This window comes from Minwuia thermotolerans, assembly GCF_002924445.1.
In the GTDB taxonomy this organism is placed as follows: domain Bacteria; phylum Pseudomonadota; class Alphaproteobacteria; order Minwuiales; family Minwuiaceae; genus Minwuia; species Minwuia thermotolerans.
In genome coordinates, this window is record NZ_PIGG01000014.1 from 63,135 (window position 1) to 83,680 (window position 20,546).

The following is a 20,546-nucleotide window of genomic DNA, read 5'->3' on the forward strand; positions in this document are numbered from 1 at the left end:
CTGCTCAACGCTTCTCCGCCTTTCTCCGCCGCCGGGGGCTCAACGCCTCCAGCGCCCGCGCCTCGCGCTCGGCGCGCTTCGCGCCGCGCACGCTGACGACCAGCAGCACGACCATCACCAGCGCCGTGGCGCCATAGGTCGGCCAGACATAGGCCGCATAGCCGCCCATCGCGAGAAACTCGCTCATCGGGCCCTGTCTCCGCTCGCCGTGAACATCTTTCCCCTCATTCCGCCGGCTGCATCGCCTGATGGCGCGCGGCCTGGGCCATGCGCATCATCCGGCTGCGCCGGCCGTGGATTTCACCGCGCACCCGGTAGATCAGGACCACCACATAATACGCCAGGAAACCCACTATCATCAGCAATAGTGGCCAAAGCATGGAATTGTCGACCCGCGGACCATCCACGGTGATCAGCGTGGCGCCCTGGTGCAGCGTGTTCCACCATTCCACCGAGAACTTGATGATCGGAATCATGACCACCCCGACGATGGCGAGGATCGCCGCCGCGACCGCCGCCTTGGCTTCCTCCTCGAAGGCCTGCCAGAGCGCCATGTAGCCGATGTAGATGAAGAACAGGATCAGGACCGAGGTCAGGCGCGCGTCCCAGACCCACCAGGTGCCCCACATCGGCTTGCCCCAGAGCGAACCGGTGAGCAGGCACAGGAAGCAGAAGGCGGCGCCCACCGGCGCCGAGGCCTTGGCGATCATGTCGGCGACCGCGTGACGCCAGATCAGCGCCACGGCGCTGGATACAGCCATGCCGACATAGACGCCCATCGCCATCATCGCCGCCGGCACGTGAATGAACATGATGCGCACCGTATCGCCCTGCTGGTAGTCGGGCGGCGCGAAGAACAGGCCCCAGATCAGCCCCGCGCCGATGCAGGCGACGGCCACCGCCGCCGCGAAAGGCAAGATCGCCGAGGTCAGCCTGAGAAAACGCGTGGGATTTGCGAGCTTGTGCATCTGGCTCCCTAGATAGGACGGACCGACCCGCCGGAAAGTGATCCCCGTCTCAGCCCCGCTGCACAGGATTCACCTGAAAAATCAATCGAGCGCAAGCCTTAGCGCCCATGCTGCGGCCATCGGCGCCATCACAATCGCGCCAAGCAGGATCGCGGCGAGGAAGAACAGGTTCGCGGCGGGATCGAAGTCCTGCAGCGCGGCCTCCACCGCACCGACGCCGAAGATCAGCACGGGGATGTAGAGCGGCGTGACGATAAGGGTGAGCAGCACGCCGCCGCGGCGGACGCCGACCGTCAGCGCCGCTCCGATGGCGCCGATCAGGCTGAGCGTCGGCGTGCCCAGCGCCATGGCCGCGACCAGCGTGGCGAAGCCCTCGAAGGGCAACTGCATCAGCAGCGCCAGCACCGGGGTCGCCAGGATCAACGGCAATCCCGTGGTCAGCCAGTGCGCGGCGATCTTGGCGGCGACGATCACCGGCAGCGGCACCGGCAGCAGCGCGAGGTGGTCAAGGCTGCCGTCCTCCAGGTCCGCCTGGAACAGCCGGTCGAGGGAAAGCAGCACCGACAGCAGCGCCGCGACCCAGATCACGCCCGAGGCGATGCGCGAGAGCATTTCCGGCTCCGGCCCGATCCCGAGCGGGAACAACATGATCACCATGACGAAGAAGGCGATGACCAGCAGGCTCGCCCCGCCCTGGCGGCGCGCCAGCAGCAGGTCCCGGCGCACGACGGCGAGAAAGGCGGCAAGCATGATCAGTCCTCCGCCTCCGCGTACCAGTCGTCGATGTTCTCAGGCGGCGTGATCTCGAATTGCTCGCCTTCGACGCCGGGCAGCGGGGTGTGGGTCGCGGCGACGATCAGTCCGCCGGCGGAAAGGTGGTCCGCCATCACCCCGCCCAGGGCCGCGACCGCGTCCCGGTCCAGCGCGGTCACGGGTTCGTCCAGCAGCCAGAGCGCCGCCGGCTCGATCAGCAGCCGGCTCAGCGCCACGCGCCGGCGCTGGCCCGCCGACATGTAGCCTACGGGCAGATCGGCCAGTCCCTCGATGCCGAAACGCGCCAGCGCCTCCTGCGGGTCAGCCGCGCCGCCGCCCTTCAGGCGCGCCGCAAGGGCCAGATTTTCCGCCGCGGTCAGCGCGGGCTTCATGCCGTCCTTGTGGCCCGCATAGAGAAGTTCCGCACGGAATGCGTCCGGATCCGCGGCGATCGGCTCGCCGCGCCAGCGCACCTCCCCGGCGAACGGCCGCGCCAGACCGGCGATCATCCGCATCAGGGTCGACTTGCCGGCCCCGTTGCGGCCGGTCAGGGTCAGCATGCCGCCGGCGGCGACGGCAAAGCCGATGTCGGCGAAGATCAGGCGATCGCCCCGCATCGCCGCCAGTCCGATCCCTTCGAGCACGGGATCCGGCCTCAGCGCGCGCGCGTGCGGCTCATCTCCGCACCGACGCTCTCGACGTCGCCGAAGACGTCCAGCTTCTCGATCGTGACCCGGGCGCTGACGACGCGGGGATGGGCCAGGGTCATGTCCAGCACCCGGTCGCCCAGGATCTCGACGAGATCGATATGGCCGGAACCGGCAATGTCCTTGATGCCGTTCAGCAGATCCTCGTAGGAGACGACGCCACTGATCCCCTCGTCGTCCTCGTCGCGGACGGTCTCGGCCTCCAGGTTGATGCGCACGCGCTGGGCGTGACCGCGTTCATGCGCATGGACGCCGATTTCCATGGCCAGCACCAGATCGCGGATGAAGATCCTGTATGTATCCGGCACACCCGTCCCCCGGCCCTGACCTCGTGAGCGTTGCCACTAACGATTTAACGGACCGCCGGTCAAGCGCGCCGCGCCCGCGCCTGCGCCTGCGCGCGGCGGTACGAAGCGGACCGGCCAGGGCCCCGGAACAGACTAGCGGAAGATTTCGCCGGCGATGATCATCTTGCGCACCTCGGTGGTGCCCGCGCCGATCTCCAGCAGCTTGGTGTGGCGGAAGAGGCGGTTGATCTCCGATTCCCAGATGTAGCCCGTCCCGCCGTGGACCTGGACCGCGAGGTCCAGCAGGCGGTTCATGGTGTTGGCCGTGTACATGACCGACGCGGCAGTGATCTTGTGCACGTCGCCGCGCCCGCCTTCGCCCTCGGCCAGGTCATTGACCGCGGCCAGCCCCTTGTAGGTGAACAGGCGCACCGCCTCGAGCATCACGTACATGTCGGCGATGTGGCTCTGCACCATCTGGAAGCTGGAGATGGGCTGGCCGAACTGCTTGCGTTCCCTGGCGTAATCGACCGTGAGTTCGTAGGCCCGCTCGCAGATGCCGAGGCAGATGGGCGAGATCATCGCCCGCTCCAGGTCCAGTCCGGACATGACGACGACGTGGCCCTTGTTCTCCTCGCCCACCATGTTGGCCGCCGGCACACGGCAGTCTTCGAACACCAGTTCGCCGGTCTGGCTGCCGCGGAAGCCCATCTTGATCAGCTTCTGGGCGACCTTGAAGCCCGGCATGTCCTTCTCGATGACGAAGGCGGAAATGCCCTTCGCGCCGGCCTCCGGGTTGGTCTTCGCATAGACCAGCAGGATATCGGCGACGGGGCCGTTGGTGATGTAGAGCTTGGAGCCGTTGAGGATGTAGTCGTCGCCGTCGCGGCGCGCCGTCGTCCGCATCGAGCCCAGCGCATCGGACCCGGCGCCCGGCTCGGTCAGGCCCAGCGCGCCGATCAGCGAACCGTCGGCCAGGCCCGGCACGTAGCGTTTGCGGATGTCCTCATTGCCGTTGCGCAGGATGTTGTTCATGCACAGGTTGTCATGCGCCACCCAGGCCAGGCCGAAGGCCGGGTTCCAGCGGCTGATCGCCTGCAGAAGCAGCCCGGAGCCGAAGACGTCGAGGCCGGCGCCGCCCAGTTCCGGCGGCGCCGTGACGCCCAGGAATCCGACCTCGCCCAGCGCCCGGAACTCGGCGTCCGGCCACCATTCCTCGTTGTCCATGCGCGCGGCGAGCGGGTAAATCTGCTCGCGCGCGTAGCGGTCCGCGGTGTCGAGCAGCGTGCGCTGCTCCTCGGACAGGTCAAAGGCCGGGGCCGCAGCCTCGTTCGGTATTGCGTTGTTCATGTCTCTCTCCCCAAGTGCCGGCGATTAGAACCGAGGCGCGCGCGCTTGTCACCCACCCGGCGGTCTTTCCGCCGTTGTCGGCCCTGTATCGAGGCGCTAGAAGGAACGGCAGAGTTTGGGGGAACCAGCGGACAAGATGTTCAAGAAGATTCTGATTGCCAATCGCGGCGAGATCGCCTGCCGCGTCATGAAGACCGCCCGGGCCATGGGCATCCAGACGGTCGCCGTCTACTCCGACGCCGATGACGGCGCGCTGCACATGCGCCTGGCTGACGAGGCCGTCCACATCGGTGGCGCCGCGGCCTCGGAGAGCTACCTGGTCATCGACCGGATCATCCAGGCGTGCAAGGAGACCGGCGCCGAGGCGGTCCATCCCGGCTATGGCTTCCTGTCGGAGAACCAGAAGTTCTACGCCGCCCTCGAGAAGGCCGGCATCGCCTTCATCGGCCCGGGCCAGAAGGCCATCGCGGCGATGGGCGACAAGATCGAATCGAAGAAGCTGGCCATGCAGGCCGGCGTCAGCACCGTACCCGGCCACGCCGACATCATCGACGACCCGGAGGAAGCGGTGAGGATCGCCGCCGACATCGGCCTGCCGGTGATGATCAAGGCCTCCGCCGGCGGCGGCGGCAAGGGCATGCGCGTCGCCTGGAGCGAGGAGGAGGTGCGCGACGGCTTCAAGTCGGCGAAGTCCGAAGCCGCCTCCAGCTTCGGCGACGACCGCGTCTTCATCGAGAAGTTCATCGAGGAGCCGCGCCATATCGAGATCCAGGTGCTGGCCGACGGCCAGGGCACGACGCTCTATGTCGGCGAGCGCGAATGCTCGATCCAGCGCCGCCACCAGAAGGTCATCGAAGAGGCGCCGAGCCCCTTCCTGGACGAAGCGACCCGCCGGGCCATGGGCGAGCAGGCCGTGGCCCTGGCGGAGGCCGTCGACTATCGCAGCGCGGGCACGGTCGAGTTCATTGTCGACAAGGAACGCAATTTCTACTTCCTGGAGATGAACACCCGGCTTCAGGTCGAGCATCCGGTCACCGAGCTGGTCACCGGCATCGACCTGGTCGAGCAGATGATCCGCGTCGCCGCCGGCGAAAAGCTGCAGCTCACCCAGGACGACATCCGCCTGAATGGCTGGGCCATCGAGAGCCGCATCTACGCCGAGGATCCCTATCGCGGGTTCCTGCCATCGATCGGGCGGCTGACCCGCTACCAGCCGCCGAAGGAGAACCGCATCGTCCGCGTCGACACCGGCGTGGTCGAGGGCTCCGAGATCACCATGTTCTACGACCCGATGATCGCCAAGCTGTGCACCTATGGCGCGACCCGGGCCGAGGCGATCGACAACATGATCGACGCCCTGAACGGTTTCCGGATCGAGGGCATCAGCCACAACATCAACTTCGTCAACGCCGTCTGCAATCACGAGCGCTTCCGCGAGGGACGGCTGTCGACCAACTTCATCGCCGAGGAATATCCGGAAGGTTTCGTCGGCGCGCCCCTGAAACAGGAGACCGAGCGGCAGCTCGTCGCCGTGGCCGTCGTCGCGCACCTGCGCGATCTGGCGCGCGGCACCTCGATCTCCGGTCAGGTGCCCCATTTCGTCGCCAGGATCGGTCAGGACTGGCGGGTGCAGTGCGGCGAACAGAACTTCACCGTGCGCACCACGGTCGGCGACTACGCCACCGACGTCACCGTCGACAACGACCACATGATCGTCGAAAGCCGCTACCGCCCCGGCCAGGCGCAGTTCGTCGGCAATGTCGGTTCCCGGCGCATGCAGGCGATGATCACCCGGACGCTGGAAGGCTATCTGCTGACCTTCGACGGCGCGACGCGGGAGTTCATCATCCGCACGCCCACGGGCGCGGAGATGGCGGCGCTGATGCCGGTCAAGGAAGCCGTGGACATGTCGAAGTTCCTCGTCTGCCCGATGCCCGGCGCGCTGATGCAGATGCACGTCGAGGTCGGCGACGAGGTCAAGACCGGCCAGCCCCTGGCCGTCATCGAGGCGATGAAGATGGAGAACGTCCTCCGCGCCGAGACCGACGGCGTGGTCAAGGCCGTCAACGCCAGGCCCGGCGACAGCCTGGCGGTCGACGACATCATTCTCGAACTGGAATAGCTCAGGCGGGCGCGGACGCCGCCCGGGACCAGAGCAGGCGGCGGCCGGACAGCACCATCGCGGCGGCGAAGGCGAGGCCCGCGCCGGCGGCCGCGAGCGACAGCTCGTCGATCCCGCCGCCCGCGCGCTGCGCCACCAGCGCCCCCACGCCGAGCGCCAGAGCCAGCCGCAGGGCGCCCGCCAGGAACGGCCAGATGGCGCTCCCCACCCCCAGCAGGGCGAAGAACAGCCCGAAGGCGAAGCCCATCACCGGCAGCGTCGGGCCCATGGCGCGCAGATAGGCCGCGCCGGCGGCGACGACCGCCGGTTCGTCGCTGAACAGCCGCATCCAGCCTTCGGGCAGGAGAATGGCGACGCCTGCGAACACCAGCCCGATCAGCGCCGATATCCCGCAGCCCGCCCAGGCGATGGCGCGCACACGGTCCTGCAGCCCCGCCCCGGCATTGGTGGCGATCATGGCGATCACCGCGCTGCCGACGCCGAAGGTGATCGGGATCTGCAGCAGCTCCAGCCGGTTCGCCGCGCCGAAGCCGGCCAGCGCCGCCGGCCCGAAGAGGGCGAACAGCGAGGTCAGTCCCAGGAACGTCGCCTGCAGCTGGATGGTGTTCAGCGAGGCCAGCACGCCGATCTTCAGGATCGCGCCGAAATGCCGCCGGGCGGGCCGGAAATCGGCGGCGGTCAGGCGGAACAGGCCCCGGCCCGAGAACAGGTAGACCAGCAGGATCAGGGCGCCGACGCCATAGGTGGCGAGCAGCGCGATGGCCGCGCCGACGACCCCCATCGGCTCGAACGGGCCGAGACCCAGGATCAGCACCGGCGAGAGCATCAGGTGGACCGCCTCGCCGGCCACGATGGCGCCGGCGGGCACCGTCATGATGCCCATGCCGCGCACGGCGTTGGCGGTCAGGTTCATCAGCCAGACCAGGGCGATGCCGCCGAAGACGATGGCCGAGTATGTCACCGCCGCCTCCAGCGCTGCGCCTTCCGCCCCCAGCGCCCGGAAGATCTCCGGCCCCAGGCCGATCATGATGGCGCCCGCCCCGGCCGCCACGATGAGCGCCAGCATCACCGCATGGGCGGCGATGCCGGCGGCTTCCCGCGTCCGCCCCGCCCCCAACGCCGCGCCGATCGAGGCGGCGGTCCCGGCCCCCAGGCCGCTCGCCGACATGGTCTGCATCAGCAGGAAGATCGGGAAGACCAGCGAGACGCCGGCCAGCGCGTCTGTGCCGATCCAGCCGATGAAGACGGCGTCGAAGGAAATGAAGGCGACCCGCGCCGCGGCCTCGCCGAAATTCGGAAAGGCGAGCCTGAGCAGCGTCGGCGTCACCGGCCCCTCCAGCAGCAGGCGCGTGCGCGGGCTGACCGCTTCAGGCGGCCCGGACGCGGCGGCGGCGGTCGTTTCGGCCTGGCTCATGATGCGGCGGCTCTCCCCTTCCGGATCGGCGGACAGCTTCGGGCCATCCTCCGGGCGGCGCAATTACCTCCGGGGTCATCGCCGTGCTAGGCTTGGCCGGAGGTTTCGCCGGTTCGGGGAGACATGACCATGGCGGAAGGCAGGACAGCGGCGGTGCTGGCGCGCATCTCCGGGCGGGTACAGGGCGTCTGGTTCCGCGGCTTCGTCACGGAGAACGCGGCAAAGCTGGGCGTCCGCGGCTGGGTCCGCAACCGCAGCGACGGCACGGTGGAGGCGCTGTTCGTCGGCGATGGTCCTGCGGTCAACGAACTGCTGCGCCGCTGCCGCGCCGGCCCGCCGGCGGCGAAGGTCGAGCACGTCAACGCGCGGCCGCTGGACGTCCCCGATCCCGAACCACAGGGCTTCGAGCAGCGCCCCACGGAGTGAGGGCGAGCGAGGCCCGCCATGACCCGGGGCGGACTTGCGCGCAAAGACTTCGCGTGATCCGATAGGCGTTCATCTGATGCGTGGGGAGGCGCGGACCATGAAACTCGGTGTGTTCTGCTACAACACGGAATATTCCATCCGGCCCGACAGGCTGGCGGTGATGCTGGAGGAGCGGGGCTACGAATCGATCTGGCTGCCCGAGCACACCAACATCCCGACATCGCGGCGTTCGCCCTTTCCGGGCGGCGGCGACCTGCCGAAGCCCTACTACCACATGATGAATCCCTGGGTGTCGCTGGGCGCGGCGGCCGCGGTGACGAAGAACCTGAAACTCGGCACCGGCATCTCGCTGGTGATCCAGCACGACCCGATCGTGCTGGCCAAGGAGATCGCGACACTGGACGTCATTTCCGGCGGCCGGGTGCTGTTCGGCATCGGCGGCGGCTGGAACGCCGAGGAGATGGAGCAGCACGGCGTGCCCTTCGACCGGCGCTGGAAGGTGCTCAGGGAGAAGATCGAGGCGATCAAGGCGCTCTGGACCCAGGAGAAGGCCTCCTATGACGGCGAGTTCGTTAGGTTCGAGGAGACCTGGTCCTATCCGAAGCCGGTGCAGCAGCCGCATCCGCCGATCATCCTCGGCTCCGCCACCGGCCAGGGCCGACAGCGGGTGGTCAACTACTGCGACGGCTGGATGCCGATCAACGTGCTGCTGGAGGACATGCCGGCGGCCGTCGACGACCTGCGCCAGCGGGCCGAGGCGGCGGGCCGCAACCCCGACGATATCGAGCTGTCGATCTTCGCCCAGGTCGGCGTCGACGAGGATCTGCTGAAGCGCTATCGCGATCTCGGCATCGGCCGGTCGGTGATCGGCGTGCCGACCTCCCGCCCGGAGAAGGTGGAGGCGGTTCTGGACCGCTTCGCGCCGCTCATCGGCGAGCTGGCGGCCTGAAAAAGATTCTCAACAGTTTCCGGATTCCGTTTCCGTAAAGTGCCGGCCTTGACTATACTCGATTGATAAAAATCAACTGCACCGTGCAAGAAATCCGTGCAGGCACAAGGGAAAGCTGCAGCAGGTGCAGAAGGCACTCCCTGACTGCAGACAAGGCATCGGGCAGGGAGGCGTTCCAGGCATGCCGGCCGAGAACGTTCTTTCGCATCCGCCCAGGGCGCTGGCGGATGTCTGGCGACAGCTACGTCTCGACCATGAGCCGCGGCGCGGGACCCTTTCCCGCCGCGACGGTTCCGCCGGGCTGTCGGATCCATCCATCGCGCCCCTTCCCCGCCGCGCACGCGCGCGCAACCGGCCCGGCTTTGCCCCACCCTGTCGGGCGGGACGCGGCGGCCCGGCTGCGTGTCCGGGCGAGGCGCCGCGGCCCCGCTGAACCCACGTTCAACCAATCGAGAAGCCGGCAAGCGGCGCTATTTCCGGAACCAGCAGCCATCCCATGCAGAAGACCCTTCCCAGATGACCGGCCCTGCTGCACGCGCGCCGATCGTCGTGCGCTTCCTTGCGCTGGCGGCGGTCCTGCTGGCGGCTGGGCCGGGCGTCGTGGCGCTGCTGGCCTGGAACGCCGGCGGCGGCGGAACGGCGAGAATGGCGGCGCTGGCGGCAGCAGCGGTTCTGTGGGGCGTGGGGGCGGCCGCGATCGCCTGGCTGCTGACCGTCCGGCCGGCCCTGGCGCGGCTGCGGAAGGGCGAGGCGGACGAGGCCGAGTTTCCGGAGCTGGCGGCGCGGCTGCGCACGGCCGAGCGCGAGCGCGAACTGCTGGCCAGTCTCTCCGACGCCTATAACCGTCTGATCATCGATGCGCAGAACAATGACCAGGGCCGTCAGCAGGAGCGCGACCGGCTGTTCCACGACATCGAAGCGCAGAAGGCCGATCTGGTCGCGGCCCGCGACGCCGCCGAGAACGAGGCCCTGGGCCGCAGCCGCTTCTTCGCGGGCATGACCCACGAACTGCGGACCCCGCTGACGGCCATCATGGGTTTCTCCGAAGCGATCGAGAAGCAGATCTTCGGCCCGGACCGCCTGGACAAGTACAGCGAATACGCCCGGGACATCCGTGTCGGGGGCGAACACCTGCTGGAGACGATCAACCACCTGCTGGACCTGGCCAAGGCCGAGGCGGGCAAGTTCGAATTGCAGGAAAGCGAAATCGACGTCGCCGGCGTGATCGAGGAGTGCATCAGCCTGCTGCGGCAGATGGCGGAGAACAAGAAGATCAAGCTGGGCCATGTCCGCGACATCACCCTGCCGCCATATCTCGCGGACGGTCAGATCGTGAAACAGGTGATCATCAATCTGCTGTCGAATGCGATCAAGTTCACCCCGCCGGGCGGCTCGGTCACCATTCAGGCGGGAGTCGACGCCGCCGACGTGCTGTTCGTAGCGGTCCGCGACACGGGCGTGGGCATCGCGCGCGACGACCTGAAGCGCGTCTTCGAACCGTTTCACCAGGGCGCCGGCAACAACGACAGACGGGGCACGGGGCTCGGCCTGTCGCTGTCGCGCGTCTTCGTCGAACTGCACGGGGGTCAGCTGCGCGTGGACAGCGTCGAGGGCCGCGGCACGACAGCTGTCATCCACCTGCCCGCCTGGCGCTGGCGCCGCCCCGGCGCCGCGGCGGGCGCGTCCGATCCGGAAGCCGACGGCGCCGGCGCGGACACTCAAATCACGCGTTCGGTCGCGGCCCAGTCGAAATAGGCCTCCCGGGCGCGGCGCGCCACCGGGCCGGGCTGCAGCTCCCGGTCCTCGTAGCGCACCATGGGCGTCACCTTGCCGTAGTTGCCGGTCGAGAATATTTCGTCGGCGGCCATCAGGTCCTCATGGGTGAGGGTGGTTTCCAGCACCTCGAAGCCGGCCTCCCCGAGCAGGCGGATGATGCGCTGGCGTGTGATCCCGTTCAGGAAGGTGCCGTTCCAGACCGGCGTCATGGCGACGCCGTCGCGGACGATCCACAGGTTCGCGGTCGCAAGCTCCGCGATATTGCCTGACGGATCGCGGATGACGGCGTTGTCGAAACCCCGATCGGCGGCTTCCTTGAGCGCCCGTTGCGAATTGGGGTAGAGGCAGCCGGCCTTGGCGTCGGTCGGCGCCATGTCCCGCGCCGGCCGGCGTCGGCTGGACAGGCAGGCGGCGAAGCCGTCCCCGCCCGGCAGCGGCGATTCGTACACCGCCAGGGCGAACTCGGTCGATTCCGGGATCGGCGAGACGAAGCCCTCCCGGGCGAAGAACATGGGCCGGACGTAATATTCGCCGTCCTTCGGCAGTTTGCGGATCGCCTCCCGGCACAGACCGTCGACTTCGTCCAGCCCGATCGGCGGCGCCAGCAGCATCGAGCGCGCGGACCTGATCAGCCGCTCGCAATGGGGCCTCAGATCCGGCGCCAGGCCGTGGAAGGCGCGCGCGCCGTCGAAGACCATGCTGGACATCCAGAAGGCGTGATCCATCGGCCCGGTGAGCTTCGGGGACTCATCCAGCCACGCGCCGTCGTAATAGAAAATCTGTTTCATGGCCGCCTCCCGCCGCTCGCCGATCCGGCCCTGCTAATATTGGCTCCATGCGACGCGGTAAAGCCATCTGAGATTCTTGCGGTCGACAGTCCGTTCCGTTCCGGCGCCGTTCAGACTGCGGAGCGAGACCCGCCGGGCCGTCCGGCGCACCAATTCCATCACCAGAACCTCGCCGTCGTCGGTGCAGATCGCCACCCTGTCGCCGCGTCGGCATTCGGCGGACGGGCAGACGATGATGAACTCGCCATTGCGGAAGGCGGGCGCCAGGCTGTCGTCGGTGACTTCCAGGGCGAAGGCCGCCGGATCGCCGCCGCAAGGAAAGTCCACCTGCTCCCAGTCGTCGCCATCGGGCCGGCCGAGTTCGTCGAAATGGCGGGCGTTGACCATGCCGGTGGGCACGCTGTGCAGCCTGGAGGGCATGATGGCTTCGGAGTGCATCATCGCCACGAAGTCGCACATACGGGTTTCCGTGGCCGTCAGGATCTTGGCGATGCTCTCGGTCGACGGCCAGCGCGCCTTGCCGCTGCGGGCGCAACGCTTGGACTTGTTGAAGGCGGTCGGGTCGAGACCGGACCGCCGCGCCAGCGCGGACGGCGAAAGGCCGTGTTTTGCGGCCAGCCGGTCGATGGCTGTCCAGATGCCTTCATGGGTCAGCATAGGGGAAATGGTCCGAACGCTGCCCGCCTCTGTCGACCTGAACAAACGTCAAACAAGGGGGCACGGCCCGCACGCGGGCGGATTCGATCGCGATTGTTGCATTTCAGCATGAGGCGCTCCGGGTCACCTGACCGCGATACGGATTTCCGAGCGGGCGCGATTGAACTAGTCTCCGGCGATGTTTCCCTACCCGATCGTCAGACCGCTGCTTTTCGCCCTGGACGCGGAGCGGGCCCACCGCCTGACCCTCGGCGCCATACGCCTCGGCCTCGCCGGCCGGGTGCGGGCGCCCGGCCCGCCGGTGCGGATCGGCGGCCTGACGCTGGCCAACCCGGTCGGGCTTGCGGCCGGATTCGACAAGGATGCCGAGGCCGTGGACGGACTGCTCCGGATGGGCTTCGGCTTCATCGAGGTCGGCGGCGTGACCCCCCGGCCCCAACCCGGAAACAAGCGTCCGCGCGTTTTCCGCCTTGCCGAAGACCGCGCCGTCATCAACCGCTATGGCCTCAACTCCGCCGGCGCGGAGGCGGTCGCGCGCAATCTCGAGAAACGCCGCGCGGTCGGCGTGGTCGGCGTCAACCTGGGCGCCAACAAGGAGAGCGAGGACCGCATCGGCGACTATGCCGAGTGCCTGACAGTGCTGGGAGGGCTGGCGGATTTCGCGACGGTCAACGTGTCCTCGCCCAATACGCCGGGGTTGCGCGCGCTGCAGGGCAAGGCGGCTCTGACCGGTATCTTCGACCGGCTGCACCGGGCGCAGTCGGGCGGCCGTGCAACGCCTCTCTTCCTCAAGCTCGCCCCCGACCTGACGGCCGGGGACATGGACGATATCGCCGAGGTGATCGACGATCTGGGCGTCGCCGCCCTGGTGATCTCCAACACCACTGTGGCGCGGCCGGAGGGCCTGCGCGGCGCCAACGCCGGAGAGGCCGGCGGGCTGAGCGGCGCGCCGCTGATGCCCCTGTCGACGGCGGTGCTGCGCGCCTTCCACGAACGCCTGGAAGGCCGCGTGCCCCTGATCGGCGTCGGCGGCATTCTCTCCGGCGACGACGCCGTGGCCAAGCTGGAAGCCGGCGCCTCGGCGGTGCAGGTCTATACCGGTCTGATCTATCGCGGGCCGGCGCTGATCGGGGAGTGCGCCGAGGCGATCGCCGCGCACCGGTCATGAAGGCGCCGCGGCCGCGCCGTTCCGACACCGAGACCGGCATGCTGCTGATGGCGCTGGCGATGCTGACGCTGCCCTGCATCGACGCCATCGCGAAACACACCGGCGAGCGGCTGCCGGCGGCGGAGATCGCCCTGGCGCGCTTCGTGATGCAGTCACTGATCCTGCTGCCGCTGGCCAGCCGCGCCGATCTGCTTCGCGCCCTGCCGGTATGGCCGGCGCATGCCGCCCGCGGCGTGCTGATCGCCGGCGCGACGATCCTGTTCTTCACGGCGCTGCAGTCGCTGCCCATTGCCGACGCCATCGCCATCTTCTTCGTCGAGCCGCTGCTGCTGACCTTGCTGTCGGCGGTGTTACTGAGCGAGAAGGTCGGCTGGCGGCGGCTGACCGCCGTGGCGGTCGGCTTCGGCGGCGCGCTGCTGATCATCCGCCCCAGCTTCGAGGCGGTCGGCTGGCCCGCCCTGCTGCCCGTCGGCGCAGCCGGCTGTTTCGCGTTCTATCTGGTGCTGACCCGCAAGCTGGCCCGCAGCGGCGACCCCGTGACCATGCAGCTGACGGCCGGCTTCTCCGGCGCGGCGACGGCAGGCGCGGCGCTTCTGTTCGGCGCGTTCAGCGGCTTCATGCCGGCGGTCTTCGTTCCCGTGGCGCCGGACTGGGCCGAAGTCGCCTGGCTGGCGCTGCTGGGCTGCGTCGCCACGGGCGGCCATATCCTGGTCGTGCACGCCTTCCGCCGCGCCGACGCCGGCATCCTGGCGCCGTTCCAGTATCTGGAAATCATCAGCGCGACGGCGCTGGGACTGGTGATCTTCGGCGACTTCCCGGACGCGGTGACCTGGGCCGGGATCGCGGTGATCGTCGGCTCCGGGCTCTACGTCTTCCACCGCGAGCGGAAGCTGGCGCTAATCTGAGGCGGGATCGAGCCACCGGCGGCCATCGGGGCGGCGGTCGGGATCGGCCGCCGTTTCCGACAGGAACTGCACGGCCTCGGTCAGGCCGCTCTCGTGCGGTATCTCCAGCCGCCGCAGCGTGGCCTCCACGCCCGCCAGCGCGCCCAGGATCATCGGGTCGTTGAGATCGCCCATGTGGCCGATGCGGACGACCTTCCCCGCCAGCAGTCCAAGTCCGCCGCCGATGGCGACGTCGAAACATTCGCGCGCGGTGAAGCGTATCATGTCCGCATCCGCACCATCGGCGCAGCGCATCACGGTGAGCGAATCCGCGCGCTCCGCCGGCCTCAGCGCGTTGAACTCCAGCGCGCCGCCCCGGGTCCAGCAGGCGGCGCAACGCCGGACGGCCTCCGCCAGGCGGCGATGGCGGGCGAAGACGGCGTCGGTCCCCCACTCGTTGATCATCGCGATCGCTTCCAGCAGGCCGAAGAACAGGTGCTCCGGCGCAGTGCCAGCGAAACGCCGGTACTGCTCCATGTCCAGGCGCGCCTTCCACGACCAGTAGTCGCGCAGCGTCCCCCCCTCCCGGGAGACGGCGTAGGCGCGGTCGCTGACCGCGTTGAAGGACAGCCCCGGCGGCATCATCAGGCCCTTCTGGCAAGCGGCGATGATGACGTCGATGCCCCATTCGTCCATGGGCAGCGGCGTGGTCATGAAGGAGGCGATGGCGTCCACCACCAGCAGCGCCGGATGGCCGGCGGCGTCGATGGCGCGGCGCAGCGCCGGCATGTCCGAGGCCACCCCCGTGGCGGTCTCCACATGGACAGCCAGCACGGCCTTGATATCGTGGCCGGCATCGGCGCGCAGCGCCTCTTCCACCCGATCGGCGTCGATGCCGGTGCGCCAGTCGCTCTCGAAGGTCTCGACGTGCAGACCGAGCGTCTTCGCCATCTCCCCCCAGGTGCGCGAAAAGCGCCCGGTCTCCGGCATCAGGATGGTGTCGCCGGGCCGGAACAGGTTGACGAAGGCCGCTTCCCAGGCGCCGTGGCCCGAGGCGGTGTAGAAGAAGACCTCGCCCGAGGTGCCGAACAGCGGCTTGATCTCCGCCAGGCACTGGGTGGCGATGTCCATGAAGTCGGGACTGGAGAAGTCCAGCGCCGGCCGGTGCATGGCGCGCAGGATGCGGTCCGGCACATTGGTCGGTCCTGGCACCTGGAGGAACTGGCGTCCGGGTCGTTGCGGCATTCAGGGATGTCCGAAGGGTTGCGGTTGCCGTGCTATTGACCCGATTGCGGGTGCAAGTCAAACGAGCTTCGCTAACGGACCGGATTAGCTGGATTTCATACAGCTTCAGCCCGGCAGCGGCGCAGGCTTGCGGAAGCGCAAATGGTAGATCATGCGCAGCACCGCGATGGCCGTCTTGACCTGCCCCATCTCCAGATGCAGCGCCGCGATGCCGAGCAGATTGCCGGCCGGATCCTCCTGCGCGGCGTGGTGGAGCAACGCGTCGAGCTGCGCCCGTTCCGGCTGGCCGAGACGGGGCAGTTTCGTTCCGAACATCGCGGAGATGTGGGCCACCAGCCGCTCGGAACCGAGCTGGGGCAGGTCCGGATGCGCCGCCAGCGCCACCCGCGCGTAGACTGCCGCCGCCCGTTTCATGTCGTTGGAAAGCAGCCGGTGCAGCGCGAAGTTGAGCAGTTCAGCGTAAAGCCGGGCGACGTCGCCGCGGCGCACCTCGACCAGCGGCACATCGGCCTCCCCGCCGGACGGCCGGGGCAGCCACCCTTCGGGCAGCCCGGCGACCATGTCGTTGGCGGCGGCGCGCCGGATCACCTGGTCCAGGCCGGGGCCGGTGGCCATGCCGGCGCGGATCCGTTCCGACCAGCCCTTGAGCAGGGCCGCGGCCTGTTTCGTGCGCCGCATCATCACGATGCCGGCGGATGGGCCCTCGGCGTCCATCGCCACCGCGATCTCCGCCTTGTCCAGGGCGGCGAACGCCGGATCGACGTCGTCGGCCCGCAGCCGGCAATGCGAATCGAGATGGAGCGCCCGGTCGAAGATGCCGCGCTCCAGCGCCAGCAGGCAGCAGTCGGCGGTGTTGGCGTCAGGCAGGTCGGCGGCCGAGACGACGATGTTGAACAGCCCGCTGCGCCAGAGCCTGTGCCCGGGACAGTCGGTGACCACGGCGATCGGCGCATCCGGGTGGCGCTGGCGCACCGACCAGGCGGCCATCAGCGTGCGGTCGACCTGCCGTTCGTCCGAAACCGCGGTCAGCAGCACGAGCCGCGCGTTTCGCCTCCTGGTCTCGGACATTTCCATGGGCCATCCCGTGCAAGGTGGTGAATCCACTCTAACCGGGCGGCGGCGGCGGAAACACCCGCATCAGACTCCGAGTATCTTCCAGACACCCGACGAGACCAGCGCCGTCTGCTCGCCGACGGTGAGCCGGCCGGTGACGAAGACCAGGCTGCGGGTCACCCGTTCGACATTGCCCTTGCCGATCACCAGTTCGCCTTCGCGCACGCCGGCCAGGAACTGGTTGTCCAGTTGCACGGTCGCCGTCGGCCTGCGGCCGATCTCGTTGTGCACGGTCCGCCCCAGCAACTGGTCCATGAAGCTCATCAGCATGCCGCCGTGCACCACGCCGCGCGCGTTCAGGTGCTTCGGCGCCACGTAAAGGGCGAAAGTGAGGGAGCCATCCGCTTCCCGTCTCTGATATGTGGGGCCGATCATGGAAGAGAACGGACCGGCATCGGTCAGGGGCTCGAAGCCGGCTTCGATTGGGTCGGTCATGCAGCCTCGGTTCAGCTAGATTGAATCGTGTGATCTGGCGACAGGCACGAACAGGCGGGAGCAGGCGTTGGCCATCATCGACGGTTTCTTAACGAAGTGGCGCGCAATATGGAACGGCCTCGGCGCGCGGGTCCAGCGGATCGGCCGCGCCGGCGGGATGGAGACGGTTCATGTTCGACCTGCCGGTCCTGATCACGGAGAGCAAGGAGGGCTATCGCATCGCGGTAGCCATCAACGACGATTCCGTGATCTCGCGCCGGATGTCGCGGGCCGACCTGGAACAGCTCCGGGTGCGGATCGACGCGGCTCTCGGCGTCACCAGCACCGACTTCGACGACTGGCTGGAGGTGGATTCCTAGTCATCGCGGCCGCTCTGGCCGGCGTCGCCGCCACGGCCCAGTCGCACCACGGCATCGCCATGCACGGCGAGCCGGCCTATCCGCCCGGATTCCCCCATTTCGGCTATGTCGATCCGGCTGCGCCCAGGGGCGGTACGCTCACCCTGGCGGCGCAGCAGGGCAGCTTCGACAGTCTCAACCCCTTCATCTTCAGGGGCCAGGCGGCGGAAGGCTGGCGTCTGGTCTTCGAGGCGCTGACCAAGCGCTCTCAGGACGAACCCTTTTCCCTCTACGGCCTGATCGCCGAGGAGGTGGAGATGGATCCCGCGCGCAAGTGGATCCGCTTCCGCCTGCGCCAGGGCGCGCGCTTCGCCGATGGCGAGCCGGTCAAGGTGCACGACATCCTCTGGTCGTGGGAGACACTCCGCGACAGCGGCCGCCCGAACCATCGCCTCTACTACAAGGAAGTCGCCCGCGTGGAGGTCGACGGCCGCGACGTCACCTTCCATTTCCGCAGCGGCGACAACCGGGAGCTGCCCATGCTGATGGCGCTGATGCCGGTGCTGCCCAGCCACTGGTTCGAGGCCAATGGCTTCGACCGCACGACGCTGACGCCCATCCCCGGCAGCGGCCCCTACGAGGTCGGCCGGGTCGAGCCCGGCCGCCGCATCGAGTACCTCCGGCGCGAGGACTACTGGGGCCGCAAGCTGAACGTGAACCGGGGCGACTACAATTTCGACCGCATCATCTACGAGTTCTTCCGCGACGGCACGGCCCGGTTCGAATCGCTGAAGGCCGGCGTCTACGACGTCCACTACGAGGACGATCCGGCGCGCTGGGTGGAAAGCTACGACTTCCCCGCCATGCGCGACGGACGCTTCCGCCGCCTCGAACTGCCCATGAAGCGGCCCGCCGGCATGCGCGGCTTCGTCTTCAACACCCGCCAGCCGCCCTTTGACAATCCCGGGGTGCGGGAAGCGCTGACGCTGGCATTCGACTTCGAGTGGGCCAACGAAAACCTCTATTACGGCGCCTACCGGCGGAACGAGAGTTATTTCGAGAACAGCGACCTCGCTGCCAGCGGACTGCCCGACGCCGCGCAGCGCCGCCTGCTGGAACCCTGGCGGAGCGAGGCGCCGCCCGACACCTTCGGGCCGGCGGTCGTCCCACCGCCCACGCCAGATGCCGCGGCCCGCCGGGAGAACCTCAGACGGGCGCTGGATCTGCTGGACGAGGCCGGCTGGCGGATCGGAACCGACCGGGCGCTTCGGAATGCCGATGGCAGGCCATTTGCCTTCGAGATCCTGCTCTACCAGCCGGATCAGGAACGGCTGGCGCTGCATTTCGCGCGCTCGCTGGAGCGGCTGGGCATCAGCGCCGACGTGCGCACCGTCGACCCCGCGCAGTTCGAGCGCCGCCGGCGCGGCTTCGAATTCGACATGATCATCAACCACTGGTACCAGTCGCTCAGTCCCGGCTCCGAGCAATGGTACTACTGGGGTTCGGCCCAGGCGGACGAACCCGCCAGCCGCAACTATGCCGGCGTTCGCTCCGCGGCGGTGGACGAGATGGTCGCGCGGATGACCGCGGCGGCGACGCGCGACGAACTGCGCGCGGCCTCGCGCAGCCTCGACCGGCTACTGCGCGCCGGGCGCTACGTCATCCCCCTCTACTGGGAGCCCGCGGTGCGGATGATCGTCGACAGCGGCCTGCGCCGCCCCGGCGAAACGCCGGTCTACGGACCGGTGCTGACGACCTGGTGGCGGGCCGAATAGTCGCCGGAATCGAAAGGGGGCGGCAGATTGCTCCGCCGCCCCCATACGGGTCTTCGATCGGTACGGACGGTCAGTCCATGCCGTAGGTCGAGGCATCGACCTTGCTGTAAATCTCGTCGGCATAGAGCTTGGTCAGCGCCTCGAGATCATCGCCCTTTCCGGCAGTGAGCTTTTCCCACTTCGCCAGCAGTTCGCGGAACTTCGCGACCTTCGCTTCGGCGTTGTCCACGCCGTAGTCGTTCTTGAAGGTTTCGACGATCGTGGCGACATCGTTGCGCGCGAACTCGCGGCTCGTCTCCAGCAGTTCCGGCGAAGGCTCGTGGACCTCGATGCCCATGCCCTTGCCCTTCTCCACGTTCCGATAGCCGCGCTGCACGTACTCATAGGTGAAGTAGGCCGTCGAATAGGCGGAAGCGTCGAGCAGGGCGCGGCGGCCCGACTCGGACAGATCCTGCCACGCATCGCGGTTGGCGTTGTTCAGCGCCACGCCCGCGAACAGGCCGCCGGGCACCCGCATGGTAATGTGGCTGGTCACGTCGAAGAGCTGCAGGTTCGACAGCTCGGCGGTCGAGAACATGCCGCAATCGAGCACGCCTTGCTCCATCGCCGAATAGATGTCGTTGCCCGGCATGGAGACCTTGATGCCGCCCACGGCCTCGGCCCAGCGGCCGAAGTTCGCGCCGCCCGAGCGGTACTTCTTGCCCCGCGCCTGCTCCAGCGTCACGACCGGGGTATTGCAGTGCAGCACGTAGATGCCGCTGGCGCCGGTGCCCAGATAGACCTGGTTCTGCTGGCGCCATTCCTTCTGGCAGTCCGGGCATTCGAAGAAGACATATTCGCTCATGGCGCCGGCCACGGCCGCCGGTGCGCCGGACTGGTCGTCGGCCAGGGTGGACACCATGTTGAGATCGGCGGCCAGATTGGTGTTGGCGTATTCGGCCGGATAATACGGCGGCAGGACATAGCCCAGATCGGCGATGCCGTCGCGCAGGCCCGGCGGCGTTTCCTTCAGGTTCAGCAGCGACAGCGGAAAGACCTTGATCTTCAGATCGCCGTTGGTGAATTCCTCGGTCTTCTTGGCCAGCAGTTCGGCCGATTCGGCGGCGACGCTGCCCGGCGGGAAGCCGGTCGCCAGTTTCAGGGTTTCGGCAGTAGCCGCCGTGGAGACGACGAAGGCGCCCGCCGCCAGAGCCGCAATGACGCGGCCTTTCAGGTTACTCATTGTGATCCTCCCCAGGAATGAGCCTGTATGAACGCCGCCCCAAACTCCCCGGGACGGCAAAGTGCGATCCTATGCGAATTGCGTGCAATCCGACACCCCCTCCGATGCCGGTGCATGGCGCACGCGCCGACAGGCGGTTGCGCGCAGCCCGGCGGAGCCTAGAAAGGAC

The 20,546-nt window shown here is 68.3% G+C and carries 21 protein-coding genes; 8 read left to right on the forward strand and 13 right to left on the reverse strand.

What is annotated here, in order from left to right:
* Positions 1-4: 4 nt before the first annotated feature.
* The 6 genes from ccmD to CWC60_RS02675 form a co-directional block, all read right to left on the reverse strand.
* Positions 5-187: a heme exporter protein CcmD gene (gene ccmD / locus CWC60_RS02650; RefSeq protein ID WP_109792512.1), complete on the reverse strand. Its 183-nt coding sequence runs from the start codon at positions 185-187 to the stop codon at positions 5-7.
* Between the two features lie 37 nt (positions 188-224).
* Positions 225-968, reverse strand: a complete 744-nt coding sequence (locus CWC60_RS02655; RefSeq protein ID WP_109792513.1) for a heme ABC transporter permease — start codon at positions 966-968, stop codon at positions 225-227.
* Between the two features lie 81 nt (positions 969-1,049).
* A complete protein-coding gene (gene ccmB / locus CWC60_RS02660; protein WP_109792514.1) occupies positions 1,050-1,718 on the reverse strand; it encodes a heme exporter protein CcmB in 669 nt (222 codons plus the stop codon).
* A gap of 2 nt (positions 1,719-1,720) precedes the next feature.
* Positions 1,721-2,365 (reverse strand): cytochrome c biogenesis heme-transporting ATPase CcmA, encoded by a 645-nt coding sequence (gene ccmA, locus CWC60_RS02665; protein ID WP_206419738.1) that lies wholly within the window; start codon positions 2,363-2,365, stop codon positions 1,721-1,723.
* 11 nt (positions 2,366-2,376) lie between these two features.
* Positions 2,377-2,736 carry a dihydroneopterin aldolase gene (locus CWC60_RS02670; RefSeq protein WP_206419739.1) on the reverse strand — a complete coding sequence of 120 codons (360 nt, stop codon included), beginning with the start codon at positions 2,734-2,736 and terminating at the stop codon, positions 2,377-2,379.
* 132 nt (positions 2,737-2,868) lie between these two features.
* Complete coding sequence (locus tag CWC60_RS02675; protein WP_109792515.1) at positions 2,869-4,065, reverse strand: acyl-CoA dehydrogenase family protein; 1,197 nt, start codon at positions 4,063-4,065, stop codon at positions 2,869-2,871.
* Between the two features lie 136 nt (positions 4,066-4,201).
* Between CWC60_RS02675 and CWC60_RS02680 the strand changes: the two genes are divergently transcribed.
* The gene (locus tag CWC60_RS02680) at positions 4,202-6,187 is read left to right on the forward strand and encodes an acetyl-CoA carboxylase biotin carboxylase subunit (RefSeq protein WP_109792516.1); all 1,986 of its coding nucleotides are present in this window, start codon (positions 4,202-4,204) and stop codon (positions 6,185-6,187) included.
* A gap of 1 nt (position 6,188) precedes the next feature.
* Here CWC60_RS02680 and CWC60_RS02685 read toward each other — a convergent pair whose 3' ends face one another.
* Positions 6,189-7,601, reverse strand: coding sequence for an MATE family efflux transporter (locus tag CWC60_RS02685; RefSeq protein WP_125182709.1), 1,413 nt, complete (start codon positions 7,599-7,601; stop codon positions 6,189-6,191).
* Between the two features lie 129 nt (positions 7,602-7,730).
* Here CWC60_RS02685 and CWC60_RS02690 point away from each other — a divergent pair, with 129 nt between their 5' ends.
* The 3 genes from CWC60_RS02690 to CWC60_RS02700 all read left to right on the forward strand — a co-directional run bounded on the left by CWC60_RS02690 (position 7,731) and on the right by CWC60_RS02700 (position 10,731).
* Entirely contained in the window at positions 7,731-8,027 is a 297-nt protein-coding gene (locus CWC60_RS02690; protein WP_109792611.1) for an acylphosphatase, read from the forward strand.
* A 97-nt stretch (positions 8,028-8,124) separates the two neighbouring features.
* The gene (locus tag CWC60_RS02695) at positions 8,125-8,976 is read left to right on the forward strand and encodes an LLM class F420-dependent oxidoreductase (protein ID WP_164516331.1); all 852 of its coding nucleotides are present in this window, start codon (positions 8,125-8,127) and stop codon (positions 8,974-8,976) included.
* A gap of 516 nt (positions 8,977-9,492) precedes the next feature.
* On the forward strand, positions 9,493-10,731 hold the full coding sequence (locus tag CWC60_RS02700) for a sensor histidine kinase (protein ID WP_109792519.1): 1,239 nt from the start codon (positions 9,493-9,495) through the stop codon (positions 10,729-10,731).
* Here the strand turns inward: CWC60_RS02700 and CWC60_RS02705 are convergent.
* Positions 10,695-11,540, reverse strand: coding sequence for a branched-chain amino acid aminotransferase (locus tag CWC60_RS02705; protein ID WP_109792520.1), 846 nt, complete (start codon positions 11,538-11,540; stop codon positions 10,695-10,697). The genes CWC60_RS02700 and CWC60_RS02705 overlap by 37 nt on opposite strands.
* 33 nt (positions 11,541-11,573) lie before the next feature.
* Entirely contained in the window at positions 11,574-12,197 is a 624-nt protein-coding gene (locus CWC60_RS02710; RefSeq protein WP_109792521.1) for a S24 family peptidase, read from the reverse strand.
* A 178-nt stretch (positions 12,198-12,375) separates the two neighbouring features.
* Here CWC60_RS02710 and CWC60_RS02715 point away from each other — a divergent pair, with 178 nt between their 5' ends.
* The gene (locus CWC60_RS02715) at positions 12,376-13,365 is read left to right on the forward strand and encodes a quinone-dependent dihydroorotate dehydrogenase (protein WP_109792522.1); all 990 of its coding nucleotides are present in this window, start codon (positions 12,376-12,378) and stop codon (positions 13,363-13,365) included.
* Complete coding sequence (locus CWC60_RS02720) at positions 13,362-14,270, forward strand: DMT family transporter (RefSeq protein ID WP_109792523.1); 909 nt, start codon at positions 13,362-13,364, stop codon at positions 14,268-14,270. The genes CWC60_RS02715 and CWC60_RS02720 overlap by 4 nt, the downstream gene beginning before the upstream one ends.
* On the opposite strand, the gene CWC60_RS02725 is transcribed toward CWC60_RS02720, so the two are convergent.
* The 3 genes from CWC60_RS02725 to CWC60_RS02735 all read right to left on the reverse strand — a co-directional run bounded on the left by CWC60_RS02725 (position 14,262) and on the right by CWC60_RS02735 (position 17,042).
* Entirely contained in the window at positions 14,262-15,494 is a 1,233-nt protein-coding gene (locus CWC60_RS02725) for a pyridoxal-phosphate-dependent aminotransferase family protein (protein ID WP_109792524.1), read from the reverse strand. The two genes, CWC60_RS02720 and CWC60_RS02725, sit on opposite strands and share 9 nt — an antisense overlap.
* Positions 15,495-15,599: 105 nt before the next feature.
* Positions 15,600-16,562: a hypothetical protein gene (locus tag CWC60_RS02730; RefSeq protein WP_125182710.1), complete on the reverse strand. Its 963-nt coding sequence runs from the start codon at positions 16,560-16,562 to the stop codon at positions 15,600-15,602.
* Between the two features lie 69 nt (positions 16,563-16,631).
* Positions 16,632-17,042 (reverse strand): PaaI family thioesterase, encoded by a 411-nt coding sequence (locus CWC60_RS02735; RefSeq protein ID WP_109792526.1) that lies wholly within the window; start codon positions 17,040-17,042, stop codon positions 16,632-16,634.
* A gap of 170 nt (positions 17,043-17,212) precedes the next feature.
* Between CWC60_RS02735 and CWC60_RS23450 the strand changes: the two genes are divergently transcribed.
* Positions 17,213-17,401: a hypothetical protein gene (locus CWC60_RS23450; RefSeq protein WP_164516332.1), complete on the forward strand. Its 189-nt coding sequence runs from the start codon at positions 17,213-17,215 to the stop codon at positions 17,399-17,401.
* Positions 17,402-17,460: 59 nt separating this feature from the next.
* On the forward strand, positions 17,461-19,155 hold the full coding sequence (locus CWC60_RS02740; protein WP_164516333.1) for an extracellular solute-binding protein: 1,695 nt from the start codon (positions 17,461-17,463) through the stop codon (positions 19,153-19,155).
* A 70-nt stretch (positions 19,156-19,225) separates the two neighbouring features.
* On the opposite strand, the gene CWC60_RS02745 is transcribed toward CWC60_RS02740, so the two are convergent.
* Positions 19,226-20,377: a C4-dicarboxylate TRAP transporter substrate-binding protein gene (locus CWC60_RS02745; protein WP_109792528.1), complete on the reverse strand. Its 1,152-nt coding sequence runs from the start codon at positions 20,375-20,377 to the stop codon at positions 19,226-19,228.
* Between the last annotated feature and the right edge of the window lie 169 nt (positions 20,378-20,546).

Excerpts from the sequence above, each read along its gene's own strand:
- CWC60_RS02735 (WP_109792526.1), bottom strand. The coding sequence starts at position 17,042 with ATGACCGACCCAATCGAAGCCGGCTTCGAGCCCCTGACCGATGCCGGT.
- CWC60_RS02720 (WP_109792523.1), top strand. The coding sequence starts at position 13,362 with ATGAAGGCGCCGCGGCCGCGCCGTTCCGACACCGAGACCGGCATGCTG.
- CWC60_RS02725 (WP_109792524.1), bottom strand. The coding sequence starts at position 15,494 with ATGCCGCAACGACCCGGACGCCAGTTCCTCCAGGTGCCAGGACCGACC.
- CWC60_RS02680 (WP_109792516.1), top strand. The coding sequence starts at position 4,202 with ATGTTCAAGAAGATTCTGATTGCCAATCGCGGCGAGATCGCCTGCCGC.
- CWC60_RS02675 (WP_109792515.1), bottom strand. The coding sequence starts at position 4,065 with ATGAACAACGCAATACCGAACGAGGCTGCGGCCCCGGCCTTTGACCTG.
- CWC60_RS02710 (WP_109792521.1), bottom strand. The coding sequence starts at position 12,197 with ATGCTGACCCATGAAGGCATCTGGACAGCCATCGACCGGCTGGCCGCA.
- CWC60_RS02715 (WP_109792522.1), top strand. The coding sequence starts at position 12,376 with ATGTTTCCCTACCCGATCGTCAGACCGCTGCTTTTCGCCCTGGACGCG.
- CWC60_RS02695 (WP_164516331.1), top strand. The coding sequence starts at position 8,125 with ATGAAACTCGGTGTGTTCTGCTACAACACGGAATATTCCATCCGGCCC.
- CWC60_RS02705 (WP_109792520.1), bottom strand. The coding sequence starts at position 11,540 with ATGAAACAGATTTTCTATTACGACGGCGCGTGGCTGGATGAGTCCCCG.
- CWC60_RS23450 (WP_164516332.1), top strand. The coding sequence starts at position 17,213 with ATGTTCGACCTGCCGGTCCTGATCACGGAGAGCAAGGAGGGCTATCGC.
- ccmB (WP_109792514.1), bottom strand. The coding sequence starts at position 1,718 with ATGCTTGCCGCCTTTCTCGCCGTCGTGCGCCGGGACCTGCTGCTGGCG.
- CWC60_RS02655 (WP_109792513.1), bottom strand. The coding sequence starts at position 968 with ATGCACAAGCTCGCAAATCCCACGCGTTTTCTCAGGCTGACCTCGGCG.
- CWC60_RS02740 (WP_164516333.1), top strand. The coding sequence starts at position 17,461 with ATGCACGGCGAGCCGGCCTATCCGCCCGGATTCCCCCATTTCGGCTAT.
- CWC60_RS02700 (WP_109792519.1), top strand. The coding sequence starts at position 9,493 with ATGACCGGCCCTGCTGCACGCGCGCCGATCGTCGTGCGCTTCCTTGCG.
- ccmD (WP_109792512.1), bottom strand. The coding sequence starts at position 187 with ATGAGCGAGTTTCTCGCGATGGGCGGCTATGCGGCCTATGTCTGGCCG.
- CWC60_RS02685 (WP_125182709.1), bottom strand. The coding sequence starts at position 7,601 with ATGAGCCAGGCCGAAACGACCGCCGCCGCCGCGTCCGGGCCGCCTGAA.
- CWC60_RS02690 (WP_109792611.1), top strand. The coding sequence starts at position 7,731 with ATGGCGGAAGGCAGGACAGCGGCGGTGCTGGCGCGCATCTCCGGGCGG.
- CWC60_RS02730 (WP_125182710.1), bottom strand. The coding sequence starts at position 16,562 with ATGTCCGAGACCAGGAGGCGAAACGCGCGGCTCGTGCTGCTGACCGCG.
- CWC60_RS02745 (WP_109792528.1), bottom strand. The coding sequence starts at position 20,377 with ATGAGTAACCTGAAAGGCCGCGTCATTGCGGCTCTGGCGGCGGGCGCC.